Below are 24,221 nucleotides of genomic sequence, written 5' to 3' on the forward strand. Positions count from 1 at the left end.
TCCTGAAAGTGAGGAGGGGGCCCGCCAGAGGGACGCGGGGAAGCGGCTTCGAGCCGCGCACCGCGCGATCAGGATCCGCGAGAAGCGGATGGGCCCCTCCTCCCGTCGTGTCGCCGCGCCGCCTCCGCATGCGGACCGGGCGGTCCGGGCCTGGGACCGACCGGCCCTACCTCGTCACTCCAGTGCGGTGCGAGCGTGGCAGCAGGCCACCTCACGACCCGGAAAGGCGGTGGGCACGATGGAATCACCCCTGGTGGTAGGAGTGGACGGGTCCGACGCGAGTCTCACGGCCTTGGACTGGGCCGTCGACGAAGCGGTACGGCACGGGCTTCCGCTGCGCATCGTCCATGCCTCCCTGTGGGAACGGTACGAGGGTGTCGTGCCGGCCCGGACGAAGGACCGGCCCTCGGGCCAGGTCCTCGCCGAGAACATCGTCGGCACCGCGGCCGAACGCGCCCGGCGCCGCGCACCGGGCCTCCCCGTCACCACGGACGTCCTCGCCCAGGACGCGTCCACCGCGCTGCTCGGGGAGGGCCGGGAGGGCACGATCCTCGTCGTCGGATCCCGCGGGCGCGGCGAACTCGCCGACCTTCTGCTCGGATCCGTCGGCCTCGTCGTGGCAGCCCGGGCCCACTGCCCGGTCGTCGTCGTCCGGGGGCACCGGCAAGCCCTCGAAGCACGCCACGGGCGTGTCCTGCTCGGCATCGGAGAGTACGACGTCGACTCGCCGGCCGTGCGCTTCGCCTTCCGCGAGGCAGCCGTCCGGGACGCGGAACTCGACGTCGTCCGCACCTGGCAACGGCCGGCCCATGAACCGGCCGACCACCTGCTGATGAGGCGCGCCGGGGCGGCCTACTTCACGGAAGGGTCCTCCGAACTGCTCGACAAGGCCCTTGAGACCGCGGCGTCCGAACATCCCCAAGTGCGCCTGCGCAGGAGCACGGTGGAGGGCCCCGCCCACAAGGTCCTGACCGAGCGCTCCGCCGCCGCCGACCTGCTGGTCGTCGGTGCGCGGCGCCGTGACGGCCTCGTCGGCCTGGAGCTCGGCAGGGTCGCCCACCGCGCCCTGCACCACGCTTCGTGTCCGGTCGCCGTCGTACCCCAGCGGCGTCCGGAGACCACGGAAGGAGACGTGTGATGAACACGAACGGTGACCCGCGTGCCTCGCACGCCACGAGCGACCTCGGCCGCCGCGTCGAGGCCAGGCGCACCCGACTCGGCCTGTCCTGGGAGGACGTGGCCGAACGGGCCGGCTCGACGCCCGGCTACATCGCCTACGTGGAGGAGCAGGTGCCCACCCCGGGGATCGAGTTCCTGGTCCGGCTCGCGAACGCACTGGAGACCACCGTCCAGGATCTCACCGGGTACACGGCGGACCTCGCACCCGGAGGAGCCCGCGCCGGGTACCGGGCACGGATGGAGGAGATCGGCGAGGCCGGGTGTTGGGAGCTGCTCGACGGGCACGGCGTCGGCCGGGTCGCCGTCGAAGGACGGGACGGGCTGATGGTGTTCCCCGTGAACTACCAGGTCGTCGACGGGAGTGTGGTCTTCATGACTGCTGCGGACTCGACCCTCGCGCGCGCCTCGGCGTCCGGGGTGGAGATCGCCTTCGAGGAGGACCACCTGGACGAAGCCTTCAGTCAGGGCTGGAGCGTCCTCCTTGTCGGTCAGGCACGCACGGTGTCGGAGGAGACCGAGGTGCGGAGGATCAAGGATGCCGTCCACTCGGCGCCGTGGGCTGGGGAAGGGCGGGACACCGTGGTGACGCTCTCGCCGCGCCGGGTGACCGGAAGGCGCATCCAGGTGCCGGGCGCGCCCGGCGCGCCGTCAGGGGCCGCTGAGTGAGCGGGCGTCGGCGATCGCGTTCGTCGGCTCGGAGGACCTGAACGCGCCCCGGGCTCACCGTGGAGTCGGGGATTCTCTTCACGGAGGGGGAGGGGGGAGCCGGCCGAAGTGCAGAGGCTGAAGCGTGAGGTCGGCAGCTGGCGGACGACCTTGCGTAGACAGGTGTCTGGCTGGCCGGGGCGATGGAGCAAGCGTGGGACATGGCTGGGCCTGGCTGCCGACCCTGCCCGGCCGACCTGCTCGGGGAGCGGCGCCGGACCGTCGCCAACGACGGGTACCGTCCCAACTCATGCGCGACGGTGGCGCGTCTTCCGCGCCCGGGTTCGCGAGTCGCAGTCCGAGTAGGCGCCGCCGTCGTCCTCTCACATCAAGGGGACGACGGCGACCGGCGCGGGGCTGTGGTGGATGACCGCGTGGGCGACATGGCCCAGATGCGGGCCGAGGGGGACGTTCCGACTCCGGCGTCCCACGATGACGAGTTGCGCGGTCTGTGACGCCTCGACCAGCTGGTACGCGGGCGAGCCCACCACCGTTTCGGCCTCCACTTCCACGCCCGCGTACCGCTTCCGCCACGGCTCCAGCAGGTCGTCCAGCCCCCCGAGGAGGTGGCGGCCCAGCTCCTTGCCGATCCCCGGGTCCATGACGGCCGCGTAGCCGTACGAAGCGGGAAGCGTCCAGCTGTGGAGGAAGCGCAGCGGCGTGCCCTTTCGGGCGGCTTCGGCGAAGGAGAACGCGAGCAGGGCTTCGCACGGGTGGTGGATGTCGACGCCCACCACGATGCCGCCTTCGGGAGCTTCCCGTTCGTCCATCGCGCGTACGAGGACGACCGGCTGTCGCGCCGCGCCGACGACGGCGAGGGAGACCGAGCCGACGAGGAAGCCGCGGACGCCGCCGAGCCTGCGCGAACCGAGAACCGTCAGATCCGCCTCGTTCGCGGCGACCCTCAGCTCCTCGGCTGCCCGGCCATGCGCACGCTCCGCGATGACCTCGAGGTCGGGATGGTTCTTCCGCGCTCGGTCCGTCTCCTCTCGCATCAACCTCTCGGTCCGCTCGTCCAGGGCGAGGGTGCGGGCATACGCAAGGGGCACTTCCGGCAGGGCCGGCCACTCCTCCACGTGCACCAGCCTGAGGGGCACTTCCCGCAGCGCCGCTTGCGTCGCGGCCCAACGGGCGGCGGCGAGGCTTTCATCAGAGCCGTCCAGACCGACGGTGACCTGGGCTGTCATGGCGTGCCTCCCTCATCGAGTCCTTTCCGCCCCTATCCGGGCCCGGATCGGACAGGACATCTCGCATTTCAGGTTGGTGCCACGTCGCTTCCGGCAGCAGGGCCGGGAAGGGCTCGATCGGGGCCGAACGGCCCATCCCGAGGAGGCCGCCACGATGTCAGCGTGGGAGGTGTCGCCCTTCGGGACATGCTCCCGAGCCCGGGGCGCACGCCGGAGGAGGAACCATGACCAGCGCGATCCCGGCCCGACCGGAGTTCGGCAACGTCGTCGTGGGAGTGGACGGGTCCCCCTCCGCGCGCGCGGCCGTGCTGTGGGCCGCTGACGAGGCGGACCGACGGGGGCGGTCCCTGCATCTCGTGCACGCCGCCGACACCGACCGTCGGGCCATCTTTTCCAATGCCGAGACGATCCAGTCGGTGCGTGAAGCGGGTCGCGACCTGCTGACCGAGACCGCGAGCGTGGTCCGTGACCTCTTTCCGGAGCTCGCCGTCACGAAGGAGCTGAGTCGCCAGGAGCCGGTCGCCGGTCTCCGGGCGGCCGCCGGGAACCGAGGCACGATCGTGGTGGGCAGCCGGGGGCTCGGAGGCTTCTCCGCGCTCATGCTCGGATCCGTCGGTCTGGGTGTGGCGGCCCGCGCCGAAGTGCCCGTGATCGTGGTCCGTGGCGACCGTGACCGGCCGGCGTCGGGCTCGGTGACAGCGGCCGTGCACGGTGCTTCGGATCTGGGCTGGCTGCTCGTCGCGGCTGCCGAGGCGGAGGCCCGCAAGGCGGCGTTGCGGCTGGTGAGCGTCTGGAACGTGCTCACCCATGTCGGCAGCGTCGCGACCATGCTGGACGACCTCGACGAGATCGCGCGGCAGCGCGTGCACGAGATCAAGGCGCTCGCCGACCTCGTGCAGGAGTTCTACCCCACCCTGACCGTCGGCCATCACGTCGAGACGGGCACGAGCACGCCCGGGATCCTGGTGGAGGCGAGTGCCCACACCGATCTGCTGGTGATGGGCAGACAACACCGCGCCCTGGGCGTGGGCCCCTCCCTGGGGCGAGTCGCCCACACCCTGCTCCACCACGCCCACTGCCCGGTGGAGATCGTCCCACCTGCCTTCGCCACCCGGGTCGAGGAGACATGAACGAGATAGTGCTCGGAGTCGACCCCCGGGAGCAGTCGGTCCCCGCTCTCGTCTGGGCCGCCGACGAGGCCGTACGGAGAGGACTGGTGCTCCGGCTGGTCGTCGCCGTACCGCCTGCCCACGATGCCCTCCGGTACGACGCGATCGCCCACCAGAGCGCCCTGCGCACCCGTGCGGAGGCGGCGCTCGCCAACGCGGAGGACCTTGTCCGGGAACTGCACAACGGTCTGCGGATCGCGACGGAACGCGTGAACGGTGTGCCGGCGGTCGTGCTGCTCGACATGGCAGAGCACACCGCAGTCCTCGTCGTGGGCTCGCGTCGTCTCGGCAGGCCGGCCGAGATGTTCAGCGAGAGCTCCGTGGTCGCCCCGCTCACGGCGCGGGCCGACTGTCCCGTCGTCGTGATCCGCGCACCTGAGCACACCACCGTGCACCCACCGACCGTCGTCGTCGGCGTGGACGGAAGCGAGTCCTCCCAGGCCGCGGTCACCTTTGCCGTCGAGGAGGCGAGCCTTCGCCAGGCACGGCTGCGGGCCGTCTGGGTCTGGCCCCGTTCGGTACTCGCCCACGACGACGGTGAAGAGGGTCTGACCGAGCGGCGTCGGCTGCTCGCCGAATCGATGGCGGGCTCGGCGGAGAGGTATCCGGACGTCGCCGTCTCCGAAGAGATCCTGCGGGGACACCCGGTCGAACAACTTGCTCTGACGTCCCAGGAAGCCCTCTCTCTGGTGGTCGGCCGCCGAGGCCGCGGAGGCTACTCCGGCATGCGGTTGGGTTCGACGGCTCACGGCCTGCTGCGCCGTGCCCCGTGTCCGTTGATCACCGTCCCTCTTCCGCAATGCGAGCGCCGGACCGGCGACCCGGCGTGGGCCGACCGGTCCCGTTCCGGTAGGACCGACCGGCCTGTGCCCGCTGCCCCGCTCGGCACTGGGGCTCGACGACCTCCACGCGGGACGGTGGGGCGAGAGGGCGCCCCCGGTCCGTCGGAGGGTTCTGCGGAGAGGTGAGCATCATGCGGCGCATCCTGATCAGCCCCCCGCCCCAACGTCCCTGCAGGCCCGCCCCCCTCGACCTGCGCACGCCGTCCGGCCGTCCCCTGCCGTACTGAGGAGGCCGGAGAGCCGTGGAGGAGACCATGGGACCGATACGACACGTCGTACCGTTCACGGAACTGGGGCGGCACGATGTCAGCCGAGCGGGTGGCAAGAACGCCTCGCTGGGCGAGATGACCACCCGGCTCGGGGGCGCGGGCATCCGTGTCCCACCGGGATTCGCCACCACCGCCGAAGCGTACGAGGAACTGCTCGGTTCCCGAGACCTCCGCCGTCGCGTGGAGGCGCAGATCGACAGACTGCATGAGGGTGCCCCCCTCGATGAGGTCGGCGCGGCCATCCGGTCCCTCTTCCTGGTGGAGCCGTTGCCCGTGCCTCTGCGGGATGCCGTGCTCGCGGCGTACGAGCAGCTGGCCGAGGAGATCGGCCGGGAGTCGCCCGAGATGGCGGTGCGCAGCAGCGCGACGGCGGAGGACCTGCCCGAAGCGAGGGGGGAGACCGTCGTCAGCGGCCAGGTCGATCCGGACGAGTACACGGTGTTCAAGCCGAGCATGAAGGACCCGGCGCTGGACCCCGTCATCGACGTGCGGATCGGAGCCAAGCGGCTGAAGGCCGTGTACGCGGACACCGGGCTGACCCGCACGGTCGACACGCCCGACGGTGAGCGGAACCAGCGGGTCCTCGACGACGCGGAGATCCGCACGCTCGCCGGCTGGGCGGCGGCCGTGGAGGAGCACTACGGCTGCCCCATGGACATCGAATGGGCCAAGGACGGCCTCACCGGCGAGCTCTGGATCGTCCAGGCCCGCCCCGAGACGGTGCAGTCGCGTCGGCGCACCACCACCCTGACCCGCCGCCGGCTCACCGCCAGTCCCGGCGAACCGCTCGTCGAAGGCATCGCCGTCGGCGAGGCCATCGGCCAGGGCCGTGTCGTGGCGCTCGACGCACCCGTCGACCTCGACCGCTTCCCCCAGGGCGGCGTCCTCGTCACCGGCGTCACCGACCCTGACTGGGAACCCGTGATGAAGAGGGCCTCGGCCATCGTCACCGACCACGGGGGGCGCACCTCACACGCCGCCATCGTCAGCCGCGAACTCGGCGTCCCGGCCGTCGTCGGAACCGGAAACGGGACACGGATCCTGCGTGACGGGGGTTCCGTCACGGTCTCCTGCGCCGAGGGAGGGAGCGGACGTGTCTACCAAGGGCTGCTCCCGTACGAGGAGACCCAGACCGACCTCGCGGAACTGCCCGCCACCCGAACCCGGGTGATGCTGAACCTGGCCGATCCATCAGCCGCGTTCCGCTGGTGGCGGCTCCCTGCGGACGGAGTGGGACTGGCGCGCCTGGAGTTCATCGTCGCCCTCCAGGTGAAGGTCCACCCCATGGCCCTGCTGCGTCCGGAGCGGCTCGACGCCCACGACCGGCATGTCATCGAGCGGCTCACCGAGGGCTACCTCGACCGAGGTGACTACTTCGTCGACCGAGTGGCCCACGGCATCGCCCGGATAGCAGCCTCGCGCTGGCCGGCGCCCGTCGTCGTGCGCACCAGCGACTTCAAGACCAACGAGTACGCCAAGCTCCTTGGCGGCCGACCCTTCGAACCGAACGAGGCCAACCCCATGATCGGCTGGCGCGGTGCGAGCCGGTACTACAGCGACGGCTACCGCGAGGGCTTCGCCCTCGAATGCCGCGCGCTGCGCCGCGTGCGCGAGGGGATGGGGCTGACGAACGTGGTCGTCATGATCCCCTTCTGCCGCACCCTCGGCGAGGCCGATCAGGTGCTCGCGGTGATGGCGGACGAGGGACTGGTACGGGGCGAGAACGGGCTGCAGGTGTACGTCATGGCGGAGATACCGGCCAACATCATCCTGGCCAGGGAGTTCGCGGAACGCTTCGACGGATTCTCGATCGGCAGCAACGACCTCACTCAGCTCACCCTCGGCGTCGACCGCGACTCCGAGGCCCTCGCCCATGTCTTCGACGAGCGGGACGCCGCCGTCGTCCGCAGCATTCAGACCCTTGCCGCCCGCGCCCACGCGGCAGGCCGCCCTGTCGGACTGTGCGGGCAGCGGCCCAGCGACGATCCGGGTTTCACCGCGATCCTGGTCGACGCGGGCCTCGACTCGATATCCGTGGCGCCGGACAGCTTCGCGGCGGTCAAACAGCACGTGGCCCACGCGGAGACGACGCTCAAGAACGGCACCGGGCGAAGGGAGGAGTGACCATGCCAAGGAAGGCACGACATCGAGTCGCTGCGGACACCGGGCTGCCGGCCCGGCGCGGTCTACGGGCGGCCACGGGAGACGCGCTGCCCGGTCGGCCCAGGAACCACCAGCTGCCCACGGAGGGAGCGATGGGACGTCCCTGGCGCCCGATTCACACGATCAAGGTGTCGACGTTCTTCCTCTGAACCGAGGGTTGATCGGCCGGACCGTGAGCAGGGGACCAGAAAGGAGGACGCGGCCATGACGACCGCAAGGGAAATCATGCACGCCGGTGCAAGCTGCGTGCAGGAGAACGAGAACCTCATGCACGCCGCACGCCGCATGAGCGAACTGGATGTCGGCGCGCTGCCCATCTGCGGGCCGGACGACCGGCTGCACGGCATCATCACCGACCGGGACATCGTGGTGAAGTGCCTCGCCAAAGGCAAGGACCCCCACCGGATGACGGCCGGAGACCTCGCCCAAGGCAAGCCGGTCACCGTGGACGCGGGCGCCGACAGCGAAGTGGTGCTCCGCACGATGCAGCACCACCGTGTCCGCCGCGTGCCAGTGATCGACGACCATCGCCTGGTCGGCATGATCAGTGAGGCGGACCTGGCGCGGCACCTGCCGGAGGAACGGGTGGGCCATTTCGTCGAGGAGATCTGCCGCTGACAGCACCAGCGCTGTGGCGCCATGGGCCGGTCGGTCCCCTCCTGGTGCGGCCCGTTCGGCCCCGTCGGACAGCCCCCTTGGACACTGCGCCACGCGACCTCGTGGGTGGAAGAGTGGGTTACGGAGTCGGACCGGGCTCCGCAACCCGATCCGCCGCCTGTCCGCACCTACTCGGGTCCACGGCGACCGTCCTGGGCCCCGTACATGAGGAGCAGAGCAATGGCCGGAAGCAAGGTGGAACGCAGGCACAGCCTCTTCCCCGACTTCAACGACTGGTTCAACCGGGAGTTCCCAGGGCTGCCCGGGTGGCGCCCCGCGACGGCTGCTCACTCCATTCCCGTGGAGGTGACCAGCGGTGACGGCGTGTACGTGCTGCGGGCCGAGCTGCCGGGGATGGACCCGGACGACGACATCGGCATCACCGTCGACGACAACCTCATCACGGTGAGTGCGGAGCACAGCGAGAGCACGGAGGACAAGGAGCATTCAGAGTTCCGCTACGGATCGTTCCGCAGGACCGTGCGCCTCCCGGCCACGATCCGCGCCGACGACGTCGAGGCGTCGTACGCGGACGGCATTCTCACCATTCGTGTCCCGATGCCCGACGAGGAGACCACGTCCGTTCGGACCGTTCCGGTGAAGCGGACCGACAAGCCGGCCGATGGCGCGGAGTCATGAACGCCAAACGCGTCCTGGTCGCATACGGCAGCAAGGCCGGCGCGACCGCCGGGATCGCCGAAGAGATCGGCAAGACGCTCCGGGACGACGGCTTCGACGCCGTCGTCCTGCCGGCCGACACCGTCACCGACGTCAGCGGCTACGCCGGAGTCGTTCTCGGCGGAGCCCTCTACGCCGGGCACTGGACCGGCAAGGCACGACGGTGCGCCCGGCGCAACGCCGAACAGCTCAGCCACCAACCTCTCTGGCTGTTCAGCAGCGGTCCCGTCGACAGTTCCGCGGAACAGCACGACATCCCGCCCGTACGAGGAGTCGCCCGGCGCATGAAGAAGCTCGGTGCGCGCGAGCACATGACCTTCGGTGGCGCCGTGACCGCCGAGACGTCGGACCCGGTCGCCCGGGCCATGGTGAAACGGGGCAAGGGCGGCGACTTCCGCAATCCGGAACGGATCCGGGCATGGGCCCACCACATCGGAACGGAACTCGGCGCCACCCCCTGAACCGGGCCGCCGACAGGTTGGCGAGGCCACCCCAACGGGAGGTGTGGCATGCTCCACCACGAGCCGGGGGGCGAGGCCACCTCGTCCAGGAGACCCGCACGGCGCGCCGCCCTGGTCTTCGTGCTGTTGATCGCTGTGATCTGCGGTGCTGTGGCGGCCGGGAGTCTGTGGTCGGCGGGAGCCAGGGCCGACCGTGAACTTGCCGCTCACCGGCATCAGGTGACCGCGACCACCACCGGGCCGGCGAAGGACCCGAACGTCGCCACCCGGTACGGCACGAAGCCGCAGGCCGTCGCACCGGCGGTGTGGGAACAGCCCGAGCACGTCCGCCGGTCCGGGAACATTCACGTCCCGACCCGGACGCCGGAGGGACGCGCCGTGACGATCTGGGTGGACGACGCAGGGTCCCCCGCCCGGCCTCCCGGCAGTGCTGCCGACCGCGCCCTGACCTCGATGTCGGGCGGAGTGGCGGCGGCAGGCGTCACAGGGGTGACGGGCGCCGCCTTGGTCCTCCTCGTACGACGGCGGACCGAAGGTCACCGGCTCGCGGCCTGGGAACGCGAGTGGGAGCAGGTGGAACCCGTATGGTCCGGCCGACTCCACCGGGACAGCGGTGCGGGGGACGACGATGACTGACCGTGCCGGCAGCCGTGCCGGCCCGGATCGGACCTCTTCCTCCACCCAGGCGCTGCCCTTCGACCCCAGTGAACCGCTGCCCCGGCTGCGTCGTGAACTCGCCACGGGCCCGGACGGTCTCTCGGCCCGCGAGGCCGCCCGGCGCCTCGCCGTCCACGGACCGAACGAGGTACGGCGAAGGGTGCGCTCCTCCTTCGTGCGCGAGCTGGTCGGACAGCTGGTCCATCCCCTGGCCCTGTTGTTGTGGGCTGCCGCCGTCCTCGCCTTCGTCGCGGACCTGGCGGTCCTCGGGTGGGCGATCCTCGCGGTCATCGCCGTCAACGCGGCTTTCGCCCTGCTCCAGGAACGTCAGGCGGAGCGGGCCGTGGAGACGCTCGCCCGCTATCTGCCCGAGCACGCCCTCGCCGTACGCGACGGGCAGCCGCGCGTCGTGGAGGCCCGTGACCTCGTACCGGGCGATCTGATCCTCCTGGAGGAGGGCGACAAGGTCCCCGCCGACGCGCACGTCACCGAGGGCGGGGTCGAGGTCGATCTGTCGATGCTCACGGGCGAGTCCGTGCCGGTGGAACGGATCGCCTCGGCCGGGATCCTCGGTGCCCCGCTGCTGGAGGAGCCGAACCTCGTCTTCAGCGGGACGACCTGTGCCGGGGGGGCAGGCGCGTGCCATCGTGTTCGCCACCGGAAACCACACCGAACTCGGTCGGATCGCCGCGCTCAGCCAGCGGACGCGGCGTGAGGCGAGCCCTCTGGAACGGCAGGTCAAGCGGGTCGCGTGGCTCATCGCCGGCGTCGCGACCGGCATGGGCGTGGTGTTTCTCGTCCTCGGGGTGGCGGTCGGACTTCCGGTCACCGACTCCCTGACGTTCGCCATCGGGCTCCTCGTCGCCAATGTCCCCGAGGGACTTCTTCCGACCATCACGCTGGCCCTAGCCGTCGGCGTCCGTGCCCTTGCCCGCCGGGGTGCCCTGGTCAAACGGCTCAGCGCCGTGGAGACCCTCGGTTCCACGAGCGTCATCTGCACGGACAAGACGGGCACGCTCACCCGCAACAGCATGCGTCTCAGGGCGCTGTGGACGGTCGACCACGGGTCGGAGCCGGGCCCCTGGGCAGAGGAGTTGGCGAGGGCGGGCGCCCTGTGCACCACCGTCACGCGAGAAGCCGACGGCGAACTGCACGGCGACCCCACCGAGGCCGCCCTTGTCGCAGGGGCCGCCGACCACGGGGCTCCGGTGGATCTGCGTCGGCGCGACGCGGGACGGCGGGCGCTGTTCCGCTTCGATCCGCGGCTGCGCCTGATGTCGGTCGTGCAGGACGGGGAGGCGAAGGGCTCCATGCGGATCGTGGTCAAGGGTGCGCCCGAGGCGGTGCTGGACCGCCTCCTGCCCGGAACCGCGGCGGACTCGGCCCGCGCCGCGGCCGAGGACCTGGCCCGGGGCGGCATGCGGGTCCTGGCCGTCGCCGTACGCGACGTGCCGAGTGGCGCGGAGCTGCCGTCACGCCGCCAGGACGTCGAGTCGGGGTTGGCCCTGCTCGGGCTCCTCGGGTTGTACGACCCGCCGCGCTCCGAGGTGGCGGAGGCCGTCCGCCGCTGCCACGAGGCTGGGATCCGGGTACACGTCGTCACGGGCGACAACGGCGCCACCGCCGCGGCCGTCGCCCGGGAGGTCGGCATCGGAGTACCTCGTCTGCACGTGGTCGCGGCGTCGGAGGCGCTGGGCGACGACGAGCTGGACCGCCTTCTCGTGGAAGGCGACGACGAGATCGTCTTCGCCCGCTCCTCGCCCGAGACGAAGCTCAAGGTGGCGGACACCCTGCGGGAGCACGGCCGGATCGTCGCCATGACGGGTGACGGCGTCAACGACGCCCCTGCACTGCACCGCGCGCACATCGGGGTGGCCATGGGGCTCTCGGGCACTGACGTGGCCCGGGAGGCCGCCACGATGGTGCTCACGGACGACGACTTCGCCACCATCGTGACCGCGGTCGAAGCCGGGCGCCGGGTCTACGACAACGTACGCAAGTTCATCGTCTACATCTTCGCCCACGCGACGCCGGAGATCGTGCCCTTCCTCGTCTTCGCGCTCTCCGCCGGCGCGATACCGCTTCCCCTGACCGTGCTGCAGATCCTCGCCATCGACCTCGGCACCGAGACCCTGCCGGCCCTCGCGCTCGGCAGGGAACGCTCCGAGCCCGGCATCATGCAGCGGCCTCCGCGGCCGCGGCACCAGGGCGTGATCTCCCGAGACATGCTCATACGGAGCTGGGGATACCTGGGGCTCACGTCTGCGATCCTCGTCATGGCGGGCTACTTCTACGTGCTGTGGCGCGCGGGCTGGCAGCCGGGCGACCCCACGGGGACCGGCAGCCCCATGCACCACGCCTACGTGACGGCCACCACGGCCACCTTCGCCGGCATCGTCACCTGCCAGGTCGGCACGGCGTTCGCGGCCCGCACCGACCACGCGGCGCTGCGCGACATCGGAGTGTTCACCAACCCGCTGCTGCTCGCCGGCATCGCCTTCGAGCTCGCGTTCACGGCCGCCCTCGTCTACGCGCCCCCGCTCCAGCATCTCTTCGGCACGGCCGCCCTTCCTCTGGACGTCGTCCTGCTCGTCGCGACGTTCCCGGTGCTGGTGTGGGGCACCGACGAGCTGCGGCGTGCCAGGCGGCGCCGTCAGCGGACGTCGGCCTTCCCCGGTTCGTGACCGCCCTGGTCGAGTCGGAAGGGCGGGTAGGCGTCCGTCATGAGGCTCGCGTAGGCGACGACGCGCAGGACCCAGCGGTTCAGTCCGACGGTCAGGGCGAACAGGTCACGCGGATACCGGTCGGTGAAGGCCACGGCGAAGCCCGCGATGAGCGCCAGCAGGGTGATCAGGCCGCTGCTCCACCATCCCGCGTGCACGCCGCTGGTGAAGAAGGCGATCACGAGGTACTGGGGGATGGCGAGCAGCCACCAGGCCGGCTGTCGAGTTCGGCGGATACCGCCACGGGACCATACGGGGCGCCAGGGGTGTCCACGATCGTCACTTCCTCGACAGGTCGTCGTCTTCGTAGGTGAGCCGGTCGACGACCCCCACGACGCCGTCGACGCTGTTGCAGAGCCTGAGGAGCACCGGCACGAGGCTGCGGCGGCGGACCGTGCCACTGAGGGTGACCTTGCCGTCCTCGACCTCCACCGAGAGGGCCGACGGGCTCAGCCCCAGGGTGTGGGTGACCACGTCTTCGACGATCTCCTCCTGGATCGCCCGGTCGCGGCGCAGGAAGAGCTGGACGAGGTCGCTGCGGCTGAGTACGCCTACGAGGCGCCCGCCGTCGTCGACCACGGGCAGGCGCTTGACCCTGGCCCGGTCCATCACACGGGCGGCCCGCACCACGCTCCACTCGGGTCGGGCGACGACGGCGGGGCTCGACATGAGCGCGCCCGCGGAGTCGAGCCCGGCCCCGGCGGCACGGCGGCGTATCAGGTCCGCTTCCGAGACCACGCCCAGTGGCCGGTTCGCCTCGTCCACCACGCACACCGCGGTGATGTCGAACTCGTTCAGGAGCCGTGCGATCTCCTTGAACGTCGTGCCCGGAACGACGCTGACGGCCGTGGGGGTCATCAGATCCGCGACGCTGCGGTGCCTCATCGCTCGTCACCTTCTCGCGCGTTCGACCGGTGGCCCCCTCCCATCTCTCAGGATCGCCCGCTTCCGCCGTCCTGGGGAGGGCCGTCCGGTCCCTGGGGTTGCCCGTGGGCGTCGTCGTAGGCCGCGAAGACCCGCTCGGGTCCCTCGCCTGTGCGCAGGAAGCGCTCGTCGAGCACGACGGCCAGGTCTTCCAGTGCCCTGCGCAGTACCGACGCGGAGAGCCGGACGTCCGGGTGATGCGCCCCGGTGGCTCGGTCCGCGAGGCCGACGGCGTAGCGGAGCTGCCGGGGCAGGGACGTGTTCTCGTCCCCGTCGTGGAAGTAGTACGACTCGGCGTACTGCAGGAAGTCGACCGTGATGGTGCAGAGGGCGGAGGCGAGTCCGTCGAGGAGCGCCGCGCCCCCGTCGGAGTCGAGCGCCTGGGCGGTGGCGCGGCTGCGGCGCACGTGCGACAGCCGCAGGGCCAGCGCTCTGCGGCGGGCCAGCGCCGGGTAGATACCGAGGATCCAGGCGACGGTCGCCGACAGCAGGACGAAGCCCACGAGGGCCTCCATGGGGGCGAGTACGCGCAGCCATCCGGAAGTCGGCGCGATGTCGCCGAGGCCGAGCGTAGCCAGGGTGACCAGGGAGATGTAGAGGGCGTCGAGCGGGCCCGCGTGTTCGGAGGGGACGAGCCCTGCCGCGTAGGAGAACTCTTCCGGCATGTGGGGCCAGTAGATGAGCCCCCATCCCACGGCCACGGTCAGTGCCCACGTGGCGACGACCGTCACCATGCCGAGCGGGCCCGAGAGCCCCGCCGACCGCCGGCGCTTGCCGAGGCGCGGGGACAGCCACCACAGCGACACCATCACGAGCCTGCTCAGACCTCCGTGGCGGGTCGGGTGCCAAAGGGTGTGGAACACGTCCCGGAGGATGAACAGCACCAGGACAGCGCCCGCGGGCGTCGCAAGCCAGGTCATCCAGGCAGCCTTCCCACGAGCGGCGATGGAGTCCCGCCCTCCGCCTTCGATCTCAGCCCCCTGGCGGCGCCCGCTCGCCCCATCGGGCGCAGCCTCCGCCGCGTGCCCCCGGTGCTACCGCCCGGCTCGCGTCCGCGCCTCGATCCGGTGTCGTACGACGGTCTTCAGAGCCGACAGCCGGGTCGACACGACGGGTACCGGTGGCACAGGGCCCTCGATGCGGCCCGCGGCCTCCGGCAGTGCGGCGACGTCGGCCTCGAAGCGGGCGCGGGCGGCGGCCAGAGTGTCGGGCCGTTCCGTGCGGAGCCCGCCGCTCATCACGGTCCGCAGCAGCGGCTCCGTGCCCTCGGGCGGCTCCTCGTTCGCCAGGCCGATGACGTCGCGGAGGCCGGGTCCGCGGAACACCTGCTTCGGGGCCGGAGCCGTCACCTTCGCCGACGAGAGCTTCATGACGGGCCGGCCGTCGTACTCGACCAGTTTGTACGCCGCGTCCAGATACGGGGCGTCGGCGGCCGTGCCGACCTTCGTCCCCACGGCGAAGACGTCGACGGGTGCCCCGTCCCGTACCAGCGTGGCGACGGCGTACTCGTCGAGGCCGCCGCTCGCGATGATCTGCACGTCTCTCAGCCCCGCCGCGTCGAGTGCGGTGCGGGCGCGTCGGGCGAGCGCTCCGAGGTCGCCGCTGTCGAGGCGGATTCCGCAGCCCGGGCCGAGTCCCAAGTCGCCGAGGACGCGCGCGGCCGTCGCGACCCCGCGGTCGGTGTCGTACGTGTCGACCAGGAAGGTCACAGGTCCCGGATGGGTTCGGGCGAAGGCGCGGAAGGCGTCCTCCTCCGAGGCGAAGGCCTCGATGTAGGAGTGGGCCATGGTGCCGGAGGCGGGAATGCCGTACCGGGTCGCGGCGGCGACGTTGCTGGTGCCCGCGAACCCGACCAGGGCGCAGAGCCGCGCCGCCTGCATGCCGGCCTCGGGTCCGTGGTTCCGGCGCAGGGAGAAGTCCACCAGGGGCCGCCCGGCGGCGGCGAGCACACACCGCGCCGCCTTGGAGGCGACCGCCGTCTGGTGGCAGACGAGGGACAGCAGGTACGTCTCCACGAGCTGTGCCTGCGGCAGGGGCGCGGTGACTTCCAGGAGCGGCTCACCTGCGAGGACGAGCCGCCCTTCGGGCACGGCGCGGACCTGGCCGTCGAACGACAGGCCGTGCAGCGGTTCCAGGTCCTCGATCGGCCGACGCAGCGCCTCGGCGAATTCCAGGACGTCGGAGCGGCCCACCCGGAACCGGGAAAGGTAGTCGAGGGCCGGCTCAAGCCCCGCCGCGACGAGGAATCCGCGGCCCGGGGGGAGGTCGCGGACGAAGAGGCTGAAGGTGGCAGGGGCCCGCATGTCCTCCCGCAGGTACGAGAGCACCATCGTGACCTCGTACAGGTCGGTGCTGGTCACCTGGGACATGCTTCGAGCATGTCGGGTGGCCTCGTGACCCGCACCGGAACGGCCGGACATGGCTACGTCCGGCCCTGGGCGGTGAGCTCGCACTGTACGTCCACCACGCCTTCGACAGCGCGGGTCAGGCGGGCTGCGAGCGGGATGAGCGCGCTGTCGCGGACCTCGCCCGACAGCGTCACCACGCCGGCGTCGACACGCACGTCGACCCGGCTCTGAGAGAGCGGGAAAAGGTGCTCGACCACGTCGCGGCGCACTTCGGCGGCGAGATCCTCGTCCGGGCGGAGGAAGACCTTGAGGAGGTCGGACCGGCTCACGATTCCCTGGATCGTTCCGTTCGTGCCGACGACCGGCAGCCGTTTGACGTGATGGGAGGCCATGAGGCGGGCGGCCCGGGGCAGGGACGCCTCGGGAGCAACGGAGACCGCGGGCGAGGTCATCAGGTCCTCGGCCCGGCGAGAACCGGCCTTGGCCGTGGCGTCCAGCCGTCGCATCTGTTCGACTAGACCGAGGCGGTGGTCGTGGAACTCCTCCTTGAGGAGCAGATCGGCCTCGGAAACCACCCCGACCACGCGGCCCTCGCCCTCGACGACCGGTACGGCCGTCACCTTCCACCGCTCCATGGCGGCGACGATCTCCTTGAACTCCGCGCCTGGCTGGACGGCGACGACCTTCTTGGTCATCACGTCGGCGACGGTGAACGGCTGAGGTGTCATCGCTCTTTCCTTACCTGAGGGATCGGCGCACCAGTGCTGCCGCAGGGCACAGCCGGGGACCGGTGGGACCGGGTCAGCGGACCAGGACGGCCTCCCCGGAGCGGGGCACGACGGCCGTCCAGCCCAGTTCGCGGTCGATGCGATCGCGCAGCGCCTCGGACGAGGCCGGTTCGCCGTGGACGAGGTAGGTGGTGTGCGGGGGAGGAGCGCCGCGGAGCCAGTCGATGATCTGGCCGGCGTCGGCATGGGCCGAGAAGTGGGGCACGTCGGCGATCTCGGCCCGTACGGGCACGTACTCGCCGAACATCTTGAGCGTCCGGGCTCCGTCCACCAGGTCCCGCGCCCGGGTGCCGGCCGCGGCGAAGCCGACCACGACCACGGCGTTGCGCGGGTCGGGCAGGAGCCGGTGGAGGTGGTGCAGGACCCGGCCTCCGGTGGCCATGCCGGCCGAGGAGACGATCACGGAGGGCCCGTGCGTCGTGTTGATGTCGATGGACTCCTGCACGGTGCGCGCCGCGAGGAACGGTTCCGGGCTCAGCGCGCCCTCGCCCCGTGCGAGGATCTCGGGTCGCAGCTCGGCGGAGTGCTCGCGTACGGCGTCCTGGTAGACGTCCAGCGCGGCGAGGGCCATGGGGCTGTCCACGTACACGGGGACCGAGCGGGGCAGGACGCCCGTGTCGCGCAGGCGGCCCAGTTCGTGCAGGACGACCTCGGTCCGGTCGATCGCGAAGGCTGGGATGACGACGGTGCCGTTCCGCGCGAGGGCGCGTGCGATGACGGCGGCGAACTCCGACCGGGCGGACTCCTGGTCGTGGTGGCGGTCGCCGTAGGTGGACTCCATGAGGAGTACGTCTGCACCCGTGAACGGCTCCGGCGGCAGCAGCAGCGGGTGCCCTGGGCGGCCCAGGTCCCCGGAGGTGGCCAGGGTGTGGCCGTCCTCCAGCGTGAGGTGGGCCCATGCAGAGCCGAGGATGTGTCCGCCGTGGTGGAGCGTGAGCCGGGTGCCTGCCGTGATCTCCACGTCCTCGCCGACGGTCACGGGGTCGAAGAACGCGAGGGTCTTCTCGACGTCCGAGTCGTCGTAGAGCGGCTTGGCCGGGCGGTGTTTGGACCAGCCGTGTTCGTTGGCGTGCCGGGCCGCCTCCATCTGGAGCCGGGCGCTGTCGCGCAGCACGATCCCGGCGAGCCGGGCGGTGTGGGCGCTGGTCAGGATCGGTCCCCGGAATCCCTGCCGTACCAGGCGGGGCAGATAGCCGCAGTGGTCCAGGTGGGCATGGGTGACGACCACGGCGTCCACATCCGCGGCGTCGCGGGCGAACCGCTCCCAGTTGCGGTGCCGCAGCTTCGCGAAACCCTGGAAGAGACCGCAGTCGAGGAGGATCCGAGCGTGGTCGCTCTCGACCAGGAACTTGCTGCCGGTGACCGTCCCCACTCCACCGAGGAAACTGAGCAGGGACGGCCGCAGGGGCGTGGGAGCGGGATTCGGGTCTGCCTCGGACATGGCCGTCCCTCCTTCGGAACGTGTACCGGCCTCCACCCTCGCATCCGGACCTGGACGCCCCGAGAGTCCGTACGGGCACATCGAGGGCCCGACCGGCCCATGCGCCGCCCGAGTCCCGGACGGAGCCTGATGGACGAGGACCGCGGCGAAGCACGACAGGAAGTGGGTGGGCGCCATGAAGGCACTCGTTTTCCAGGGCCCGGGACGAATCGCCTGGCAGGACGTACCCGACCCGGTCATCGAGGAGCCAGCCGACGCGATCGTGCGGGTCGATGCCGTCACCATCTGCGGTACAGACCTGCACATCCTGAAGGGCGACGTCCCCGAGGTGACGCCCGGCCGGGTCCTCGGACACGAGGCGGTCGGCACGGTGGTGGAGACCGGGGGCGACGTCCGCACGGTTCGGCCGGGGGACCGCGTCCTGGTCTCCTGCATCACGGCCTGCGGAAGGTGTCGCTTCTGCCGTGAGAGCCGTTACGGACAGTGCCGGGGCGGAGGCGGCTGGATTCTCGGCCACACCGTCGACGGCACACAGGCCGAATACGTCCGCGTGCCCTTCGCTGACCTGTCCGTCCACCCGCTGCCGGACTCGATCGACAGCGCCGATGCCGTCCTGCTCGCCGACATCTTCCCCACCTCCTACGAGGTGGGTGTCCTGAACGGCGCCGTGCGTCCCGCCGACACGGTGGTCGTGGTCGGCGCAGGCCCCATCGGCCTCGCCACCGTCATCACGGCGGGCCTGTACAGTCCCGGCCGTATCGTCGTCGTCGACCTCGCCGAGTCCCGGCTGGCTGCCGCCCGTGCCCTGGGCGCGGACGCCACAGTGAACGCAGGGGAAGGCCCCGAACAGCTCGTCGCGGATCTGACCGACGGCCTCGGCGCCGACGTCGTCATGGAGGCCGTCGGTGTCCCGGAGGCGTTCGAGATGTGCACGCGCATGGTCCGGCCAGGCGGCAGGGTCGCCAACATCGGAGTCCACGGCAAGCCGGCGACCCTTCACCTCGAAGACCTGTGGATCAAGGACGTCACGATCACCACCGGGCTGGTGGACACCTCGTCCACGCCCATGTTGCTGCGCATGATGGCCGCGGGGCGGCTGCCGTCGGCAGAACTGCTCACCCACCGGTTCGAGCTGGGGGAGATGGAGGAGGCCTACGACGTTTTCGGCCGCGCGGCCCAGACCGGCGCCATCAAAGTCGCGCTGGGCGGCCCGCAGCACACGGTCGTGAGCCTCCCCGACACGTCGGTGGCCTGATGAACGGCCGAGGCCCGGGCTCTCGGCCGCCGGAGAGCGTTGTCCTCGACACCGACGGTGTTCTGCTCGACTCCGCCGTTGTGCACGCGGCGGCATGGAAGATCGCCTTCGACGCCTGCCTCGACCGACTCGCGCCCGACAGCGGGACACAGCCACCTTCGACGCGGACGCCGAGTACCGCCGACTCGTCGACGGAAGGTCTCGGTACGACGGCGCCGTGGCCTTCCTCGCCGCCCGCGGCCTTCACCTCCCACCGGGAGAGCCCCACGACGCCCCCGGCTGCGGCACGATGTGGGGCGTCGCAGCACACGAGGAACAGGCGTTCGTCGATCTGCTTCGTACGGAAGGCGTCACGGCCTTCGCCGACGTAGGGCCCGCCCTCACGGCCCTGCGCACGGCGGAAGTGCCGTGCGCTGCCGTCTCCGCCTCCCGGCACGCCCGGACACTGATCCGCGCCGCCGGGCTCGCCGGTCGCCGGCAAGCCGGACCCCGCGCTCTTCCTGCGGGCGGCCGCCCTCCTGGGCAGCCGCCCCCAGGAGACCGCGGTCGCCGAGGACGCCCTCGCCGGAGTCGAGGCCGCGCGAAGCGGCGGCTTCGGTCTTGTCGTCGGTGTTGACCGCACACCGCTGGGGCGCGCAGCGGCCCTCCTGCGGGAGCAGGGTGCCGACCTGGTGGTTCCCGACCTGACAACGCTGGTCCGGAGCGTATGGGGTGAGCGCGGATGACCACCGGCTGGACGTGGCACTACGACCGGTACGACACGGAACGCGAGCCGCTGGTCGAAGCGCTCTGCACCCTGGGTAACGGCCGGTTCGCCACTCGGGGCTCTGCTCCCGAGTGCACTGCCGGGGGTGCGCACTACCCGGGCACTTATATGGCCGGCTGTTACGACCGGCTCACCTCGACTGTCGCAGGGCAGCAGGTCGAGAACGAGGATCTCGTCAACCTTCCGAACTGGACGCTGCTGCGCTACCGCTGCCTGCCGGACGACGGTCCGCCGGGCGACTGGCTCACCCCCGACGCCGGCGAACTGCGCCACTACGACGTGCAGCTCGACCTACGCGCGGGGGTTCTTACGCGACGTCTGTTCTTCGAGGACGCCCACAGGCGCGGCCTGCGCGTCAGCCACATCCGCCTCGTTCACATGGGGGAACCCGGACTGGCGGCCCAGTGCACGCTGTTCCGCGCCTACGGCTGGAGCGGTTCCGTCGAGGTGCAATCGGTTCTCGACGGCGCCGTCACCAACGCCGGAATCGAGCGCTATCGGCACCTGGACGGGCGCCATCTCACCGATCACCGGACCGGATTCGCGCCCGACGGCGTCGCCTGGATCTCTTGCCGTACCGTCGACCCAGGCATCCGGATCGCCATGGCCGTGCGTACGGTGACCCGCCCCGCGCGGTCCGCGCGGGAAGCGGCCACCTCCGCCGACACCGTGCAGACGTACCGCCTGCCAGTCGTTCCCCGCCGCTCGGCGATGGTTCTGAAGACTCTGGCGCTGCACACCTCGATGGACTGGCCCGCCGCCGACCCGCTCACGGCAGCCACCGCTGTGAGCGCTCGTGCTCCGGCCTTCCCCCAGCTGCTCGCCACACACAAGGCGGCTTGGCAGCGCGAATGGGAGCAGGGGGAGCTTCATGCGCCCGGGGAGGCGGGCCGCATCCTGAGGCTGCACGTGTTCCATCTGCTGCAGACGCTGTCCCCGCACACGGCGGACCTCGACGTGGGCGTGCCCGCTCGCGGACTGCACGGTGAGGCGTACCGGGGGCACGTCTTCTGGGACGAGCTCTTCGTCCTGCCCTACCTCGACCTCCACTTCCCCGAGGCGGCCCGGGCGCTGCTCATGTACCGGCACCGTCGGCTGCCGACCGCTCGCGAGGCCGCCCGCCTCGCCGGTCAGCAAGGAGCCATGTATCCCTGGCAGAGCGCGAGTTCGGGCCGGGAGGAGACACAGGCCCTGCACCTCAACCCGCGCTCAGGACTGTGGTTGGCCGACCACTCCCGTCTCCGGCGTCATGTGGGGTCAGCTGTCGCGTACAACGTCTGGAAGTACGCCCAGGCCACCGGCGACCGAGGATTCCTCCATTCCGCCGGCGCGGAGATCCTCCTTGAGGTGGCCCGCTTCTGGGCCGGGGCCGCCACGTTCGACCCGGCGCTCGGCCGCTACCGCATCCGTGGCGTCGTGGGACCGGACGAGTACCACGACGCCTATCCCGATGCCACGGCGCCCGGGATCGACGACAACGCCTACACCAACGCAACCGCCGCCTGGGTGCTCGCCCGTGGCCTCGACCTGCTTGGCTGGCGGAACTCGACTGGGATCTCTATCGGGCTCGTTACGGCGACATCCGCAGACTAGACCGGATCCTCGAGTACGAGGGCGACACGGTCAACCGCTACCAGGCGTCGAAGCAGGCCGACACCCTCATGCTCGGCTACCTCTTCCGGCCCGAGGAGCTGTACGGGCTGTTCGGCCGGCTCGGCTACGCGCTGGACGACGAGACGTGGCGTGCGACCGTCTCGTACCACCTGCGGCGCACCAGCCACGGCTCGACGCTGAGCAGTCTCGTCCACGGGTGGGTGCTGGCCCGGCAGAAGGGAGCCGACGCGTGGCGGTACTGCGAGGAGGCCCTGCTCGCCGATGTGGCCGACGTCCAGGGCGGAACGACCGGTGAGGGTATTCATCTCGGCGCGATGGCCGGCACGATCGACCTCGTCGAACGCGGGATCACCGGCCTGGAAACAGGACCGGAAGGGCTTCGAGTGGCTCCGGTGACGCTCGCGGAGATCCCACGGTTCACCTTCACTCTGTGCTGTGGCCGTCATCGAGGGGTGCGCCTGCGGATCCTCCCCGGACGGTTGGCCATCCGGGTTCCCGCCTCGCCCGAGGGCCCGCTCGCCGTCGTGCTCCCTGGCGGACGGCGGGTGACCGTCGTACCCGGCCAGGAGCGTTGGTTCCGTCTGTGAGGGGCGGTTCAGTCGAAGGTGAGCATCTCGGCGACGGGCCGGCGAGGCGTGGCCCGCCCCTGGGGGCCGTAGCCCAGGCGGATGATCATGTGGACGAAGCCCGTCGTGGAAGCCGGATCCCGCACGACGGACCGGAGTTCGGACCACTCCAGGGGCTGAGACATGAGGGAGGTCGACAGACCGTCGAGGGTGGCCCGGAGCAGGACCCGGTGCAGCGCCTGGCCTGCCATCAGCCACTGCTGCGGATTGTCCTCGACCGTGCCGAGGAGGGCGATCTGCGGCCGCTTCTCGAAGCGTGCCGAAGCACGGTCCGGGACGTGCCGGGGTGAGTCGAAGTCCCGGACCGGAGAGGTGACGTCGTACTGCCGAGGGCCGAAGGCGTACGAAGGGATGCCCTCGGTCTCGGAGCCCTCGCCGGACGCACCCGTGCGCGTCCATGCAGCGATCTCCGCGCGAACCGCCGCGTCAGCGGCCTCGAACCTTTCGGAGTCGTGGACGATCTCGAGGACGGCGTCGGTGTGCCAGTCGCCCGGCACGACCAGCCGGCAGCCCTCCAGGAGGGCCGCGGATCGCAGACCGTCGATGACCTCGGAGGGGATTCGCTCCTCGGTGAAGGGGAATCGGCTGGTGTGGCGCCGCGACAGGGCGGCGTGGAGCGCGACGAGACCGCGGTCGACGTCGTCCGCACCATGGAGTTCCACGTCGGCGAAGTGCCAGCGGTCCTCGGGGCGGGGCAGCAGCCGGACCGCGGCATGCGGGCCTCTGTACGCGGCGGCGACCCGCAGACCGAACAGGGCGGCGCCGCAGCCGAGGTGGAGGGCACGGTGGTCCGGGTCCTCCACCGGCATGCCGCGCAACGGATCGCCGTGCAGCTCGATGACGCCGGTACCCGTCCTGCAGACGAACTTCCACGGCTGTGCGTTGTGCATCGAGGGAGCCGTGACGGCGTCTTCGATCAGCGACGTCACGAGTGATCGGGTCAGAGCGGTGGTAGACACGGTTCGTCCTGTCTGCGCTGAGTCACAAAGAGATGTCGTACGGAGTCCGGGTGGAGGACGTGAGACGCATGTCGTCCTCGTGGAAGGACAGTCGGTCCACGACGGCGACGACGCCGTCGACGCTCTCGGCGAGTCCGACGAGCATGAGGGCCTGACTCCGCCGTCGGACGCGGCCCCCCAGCGTCACCACGCCGTCCAAGACGTGCACGTCCACCACGTCCGCGGGAAGATCCATGGCATCCGTGAGGACGTCCTCATGGATGCGGCGCCGTATCTCCGAGTCCGGGCGGAGGTAGACACAGAGCAGATCGCGGCGGGTCACGATGCCGACCAGTCGTTCCTCCTCGTCGACCACGGGCAGGCGCTCGACTCCGCGGCGCACCATCAGCCGTGCCGCGTCCGCCACCGTCTCCTCGGCGTGGATCGTGACGGCCGGGGTGTTCATGAGCTCCCGCGCGGTCAGTTCGTGGCGGGCCAGGAGATCGCTCTCGGAGACGACTCCGACGACATGGTCGTCCTCGTCCACGACGGGAACCCCGCTGATGTCGTGTTCGGCGAGCATCTTCGCCACCTCCCTGAACGACGCCGCAGGGACGGTGGAGACCACCTCGTCGGTCATCAGGCCCCCGACCTTCATGTGCTTCATCACCGCGCCTCCTGTTCGAGGGTCCGGCCGGTGTGCTGTCCCGTGACACCACCCTCCACCGCACGCTCGGGGCCGGCGAGGGCCGAATGGTCCACCCTCGGGCCCGAACGGGCTCGTCGCTGCCAGTCCGCGCTCTGCCCCGCCCGGGTAGGACCTTTGGTCCC

At 71.1% G+C, this 24,221-nt stretch carries 21 protein-coding genes and 2 pseudogenes; 14 read left to right on the forward strand and 9 right to left on the reverse strand.

Annotated elements, in window-relative coordinates; genetic code table 11:
* Nucleotides 1-238 precede the first annotated feature (238 nt).
* Nucleotides 239-1,138: a universal stress protein gene (locus tag OG514_RS27965; RefSeq protein WP_266899481.1), complete on the forward strand. Its 900-nt coding sequence runs from the start codon at nucleotides 239-241 to the stop codon at nucleotides 1,136-1,138.
* Entirely contained in the window at nucleotides 1,138-1,845 is a 708-nt protein-coding gene (locus OG514_RS27970; protein WP_266899483.1) for a pyridoxamine 5'-phosphate oxidase family protein, read from the forward strand. The genes OG514_RS27965 and OG514_RS27970 overlap by 1 nt, the downstream gene beginning before the upstream one ends.
* Nucleotides 1,846-2,207: 362 nt before the next feature.
* On the opposite strand, the gene OG514_RS27975 is transcribed toward OG514_RS27970, so the two are convergent.
* Nucleotides 2,208-3,071, reverse strand: a complete 864-nt coding sequence (locus tag OG514_RS27975; protein WP_266899485.1) for a universal stress protein — start codon at nucleotides 3,069-3,071, stop codon at nucleotides 2,208-2,210.
* 224 nt (nucleotides 3,072-3,295) lie between these two features.
* Between OG514_RS27975 and OG514_RS27980 the strand changes: the two genes are divergently transcribed.
* From OG514_RS27980 to OG514_RS28020, 9 genes are all read left to right on the forward strand, one after another.
* On the forward strand, nucleotides 3,296-4,201 hold the full coding sequence (locus OG514_RS27980; RefSeq protein WP_266899486.1) for a universal stress protein: 906 nt from the start codon (nucleotides 3,296-3,298) through the stop codon (nucleotides 4,199-4,201).
* Nucleotides 4,198-5,208, forward strand: coding sequence for a universal stress protein (locus OG514_RS27985; RefSeq protein WP_266899488.1), 1,011 nt, complete (start codon nucleotides 4,198-4,200; stop codon nucleotides 5,206-5,208). Before OG514_RS27980 ends, OG514_RS27985 begins: the two co-directional genes overlap by 4 nt.
* A gap of 128 nt (nucleotides 5,209-5,336) precedes the next feature.
* Nucleotides 5,337-7,475, forward strand: coding sequence for a phosphoenolpyruvate synthase (ppsA, locus tag OG514_RS27990; protein ID WP_266899490.1), 2,139 nt, complete (start codon nucleotides 5,337-5,339; stop codon nucleotides 7,473-7,475).
* Between the two features lie 243 nt (nucleotides 7,476-7,718).
* Nucleotides 7,719-8,132 (forward strand): CBS domain-containing protein, encoded by a 414-nt coding sequence (locus OG514_RS27995; RefSeq protein WP_266899492.1) that lies wholly within the window; start codon nucleotides 7,719-7,721, stop codon nucleotides 8,130-8,132.
* Nucleotides 8,133-8,351: 219 nt separating this feature from the next.
* On the forward strand, nucleotides 8,352-8,810 hold the full coding sequence (locus tag OG514_RS28000; RefSeq protein ID WP_266899494.1) for an Hsp20/alpha crystallin family protein: 459 nt from the start codon (nucleotides 8,352-8,354) through the stop codon (nucleotides 8,808-8,810).
* A complete protein-coding gene (locus OG514_RS28005; RefSeq protein WP_266899496.1) occupies nucleotides 8,807-9,310 on the forward strand; it encodes a flavodoxin domain-containing protein in 504 nt (167 codons plus the stop codon). The genes OG514_RS28000 and OG514_RS28005 overlap by 4 nt, the downstream gene beginning before the upstream one ends.
* A 48-nt stretch (nucleotides 9,311-9,358) precedes the next feature.
* Nucleotides 9,359-9,946 (forward strand): hypothetical protein, encoded by a 588-nt coding sequence (locus OG514_RS28010; RefSeq protein ID WP_266899498.1) that lies wholly within the window; start codon nucleotides 9,359-9,361, stop codon nucleotides 9,944-9,946.
* Entirely contained in the window at nucleotides 9,939-10,682 is a 744-nt protein-coding gene (locus tag OG514_RS28015) for an HAD-IC family P-type ATPase (protein ID WP_266899500.1), read from the forward strand. Before OG514_RS28010 ends, OG514_RS28015 begins: the two co-directional genes overlap by 8 nt.
* Nucleotides 10,588-12,651: a cation-transporting P-type ATPase gene (locus OG514_RS28020; protein ID WP_323181623.1), complete on the forward strand. Its 2,064-nt coding sequence runs from the start codon at nucleotides 10,588-10,590 to the stop codon at nucleotides 12,649-12,651. The genes OG514_RS28015 and OG514_RS28020 overlap by 95 nt, the downstream gene beginning before the upstream one ends.
* On the opposite strand, the gene OG514_RS28025 is transcribed toward OG514_RS28020, so the two are convergent.
* The 6 genes from OG514_RS28025 to OG514_RS28050 all read right to left on the reverse strand — a co-directional run bounded on the left by OG514_RS28025 (nucleotide 12,621) and on the right by OG514_RS28050 (nucleotide 18,191).
* Nucleotides 12,621-12,872, reverse strand: a complete 252-nt coding sequence (locus tag OG514_RS28025; RefSeq protein WP_323181624.1) for a DUF4389 domain-containing protein — start codon at nucleotides 12,870-12,872, stop codon at nucleotides 12,621-12,623. The genes OG514_RS28020 and OG514_RS28025 overlap by 31 nt on opposite strands.
* A 97-nt stretch (nucleotides 12,873-12,969) precedes the next feature.
* Nucleotides 12,970-13,575: a CBS domain-containing protein gene (locus OG514_RS28030; RefSeq protein WP_266899504.1), complete on the reverse strand. Its 606-nt coding sequence runs from the start codon at nucleotides 13,573-13,575 to the stop codon at nucleotides 12,970-12,972.
* Between the two features lie 47 nt (nucleotides 13,576-13,622).
* Entirely contained in the window at nucleotides 13,623-14,534 is a 912-nt protein-coding gene (locus OG514_RS28035; RefSeq protein ID WP_266899506.1) for a potassium channel family protein, read from the reverse strand.
* 114 nt (nucleotides 14,535-14,648) lie between these two features.
* On the reverse strand, nucleotides 14,649-15,983 hold the full coding sequence (locus OG514_RS28040; protein WP_266899508.1) for a nicotinate phosphoribosyltransferase: 1,335 nt from the start codon (nucleotides 15,981-15,983) through the stop codon (nucleotides 14,649-14,651).
* A gap of 53 nt (nucleotides 15,984-16,036) precedes the next feature.
* Nucleotides 16,037-16,690 (reverse strand): CBS domain-containing protein, encoded by a 654-nt coding sequence (locus OG514_RS28045; RefSeq protein WP_266899510.1) that lies wholly within the window; start codon nucleotides 16,688-16,690, stop codon nucleotides 16,037-16,039.
* A 73-nt stretch (nucleotides 16,691-16,763) separates the two neighbouring features.
* The gene (locus OG514_RS28050; protein WP_266899512.1) at nucleotides 16,764-18,191 is read right to left on the reverse strand and encodes an MBL fold metallo-hydrolase RNA specificity domain-containing protein; all 1,428 of its coding nucleotides are present in this window, start codon (nucleotides 18,189-18,191) and stop codon (nucleotides 16,764-16,766) included.
* 175 nt (nucleotides 18,192-18,366) lie between these two features.
* Here OG514_RS28050 and OG514_RS28055 point away from each other — a divergent pair, with 175 nt between their 5' ends.
* The 3 genes and pseudogenes from OG514_RS28055 to OG514_RS28065 all read left to right on the forward strand — a co-directional run bounded on the left by OG514_RS28055 (nucleotide 18,367) and on the right by OG514_RS28065 (nucleotide 22,413).
* Nucleotides 18,367-19,446, forward strand: coding sequence for a zinc-dependent alcohol dehydrogenase family protein (locus OG514_RS28055; protein WP_266899514.1), 1,080 nt, complete (start codon nucleotides 18,367-18,369; stop codon nucleotides 19,444-19,446).
* A 482-nt stretch (nucleotides 19,447-19,928) separates the two neighbouring features.
* Nucleotides 19,929-20,171: pseudogene (locus tag OG514_RS28060) on the forward strand (HAD-IA family hydrolase); the annotation flags it as partial.
* Nucleotides 20,168-22,413 (forward strand): annotated as a pseudogene (locus OG514_RS28065) (glycoside hydrolase family 65 protein). The pseudogenes OG514_RS28060 and OG514_RS28065, both read left to right, overlap by 4 nt.
* An 8-nt stretch (nucleotides 22,414-22,421) precedes the next feature.
* On the opposite strand, the gene OG514_RS28070 reads toward OG514_RS28065, so the two are convergent.
* Together OG514_RS28070 and OG514_RS28075 are read right to left on the reverse strand one after the other, a co-directional pair.
* The gene (locus OG514_RS28070) at nucleotides 22,422-23,411 is read right to left on the reverse strand and encodes a nitroreductase (RefSeq protein WP_266899516.1); all 990 of its coding nucleotides are present in this window, start codon (nucleotides 23,409-23,411) and stop codon (nucleotides 22,422-22,424) included.
* A 22-nt stretch (nucleotides 23,412-23,433) separates the two neighbouring features.
* Nucleotides 23,434-24,057, reverse strand: coding sequence for a CBS domain-containing protein (locus tag OG514_RS28075; protein ID WP_266899518.1), 624 nt, complete (start codon nucleotides 24,055-24,057; stop codon nucleotides 23,434-23,436).
* Nucleotides 24,058-24,221 lie beyond the last annotated feature (164 nt).

The sequence above is a fragment of the Streptomyces sp. NBC_00572 genome (assembly GCF_026341815.1).
Taxonomy (GTDB): Bacteria; Actinomycetota; Actinomycetes; order Streptomycetales; family Streptomycetaceae; genus Streptomyces.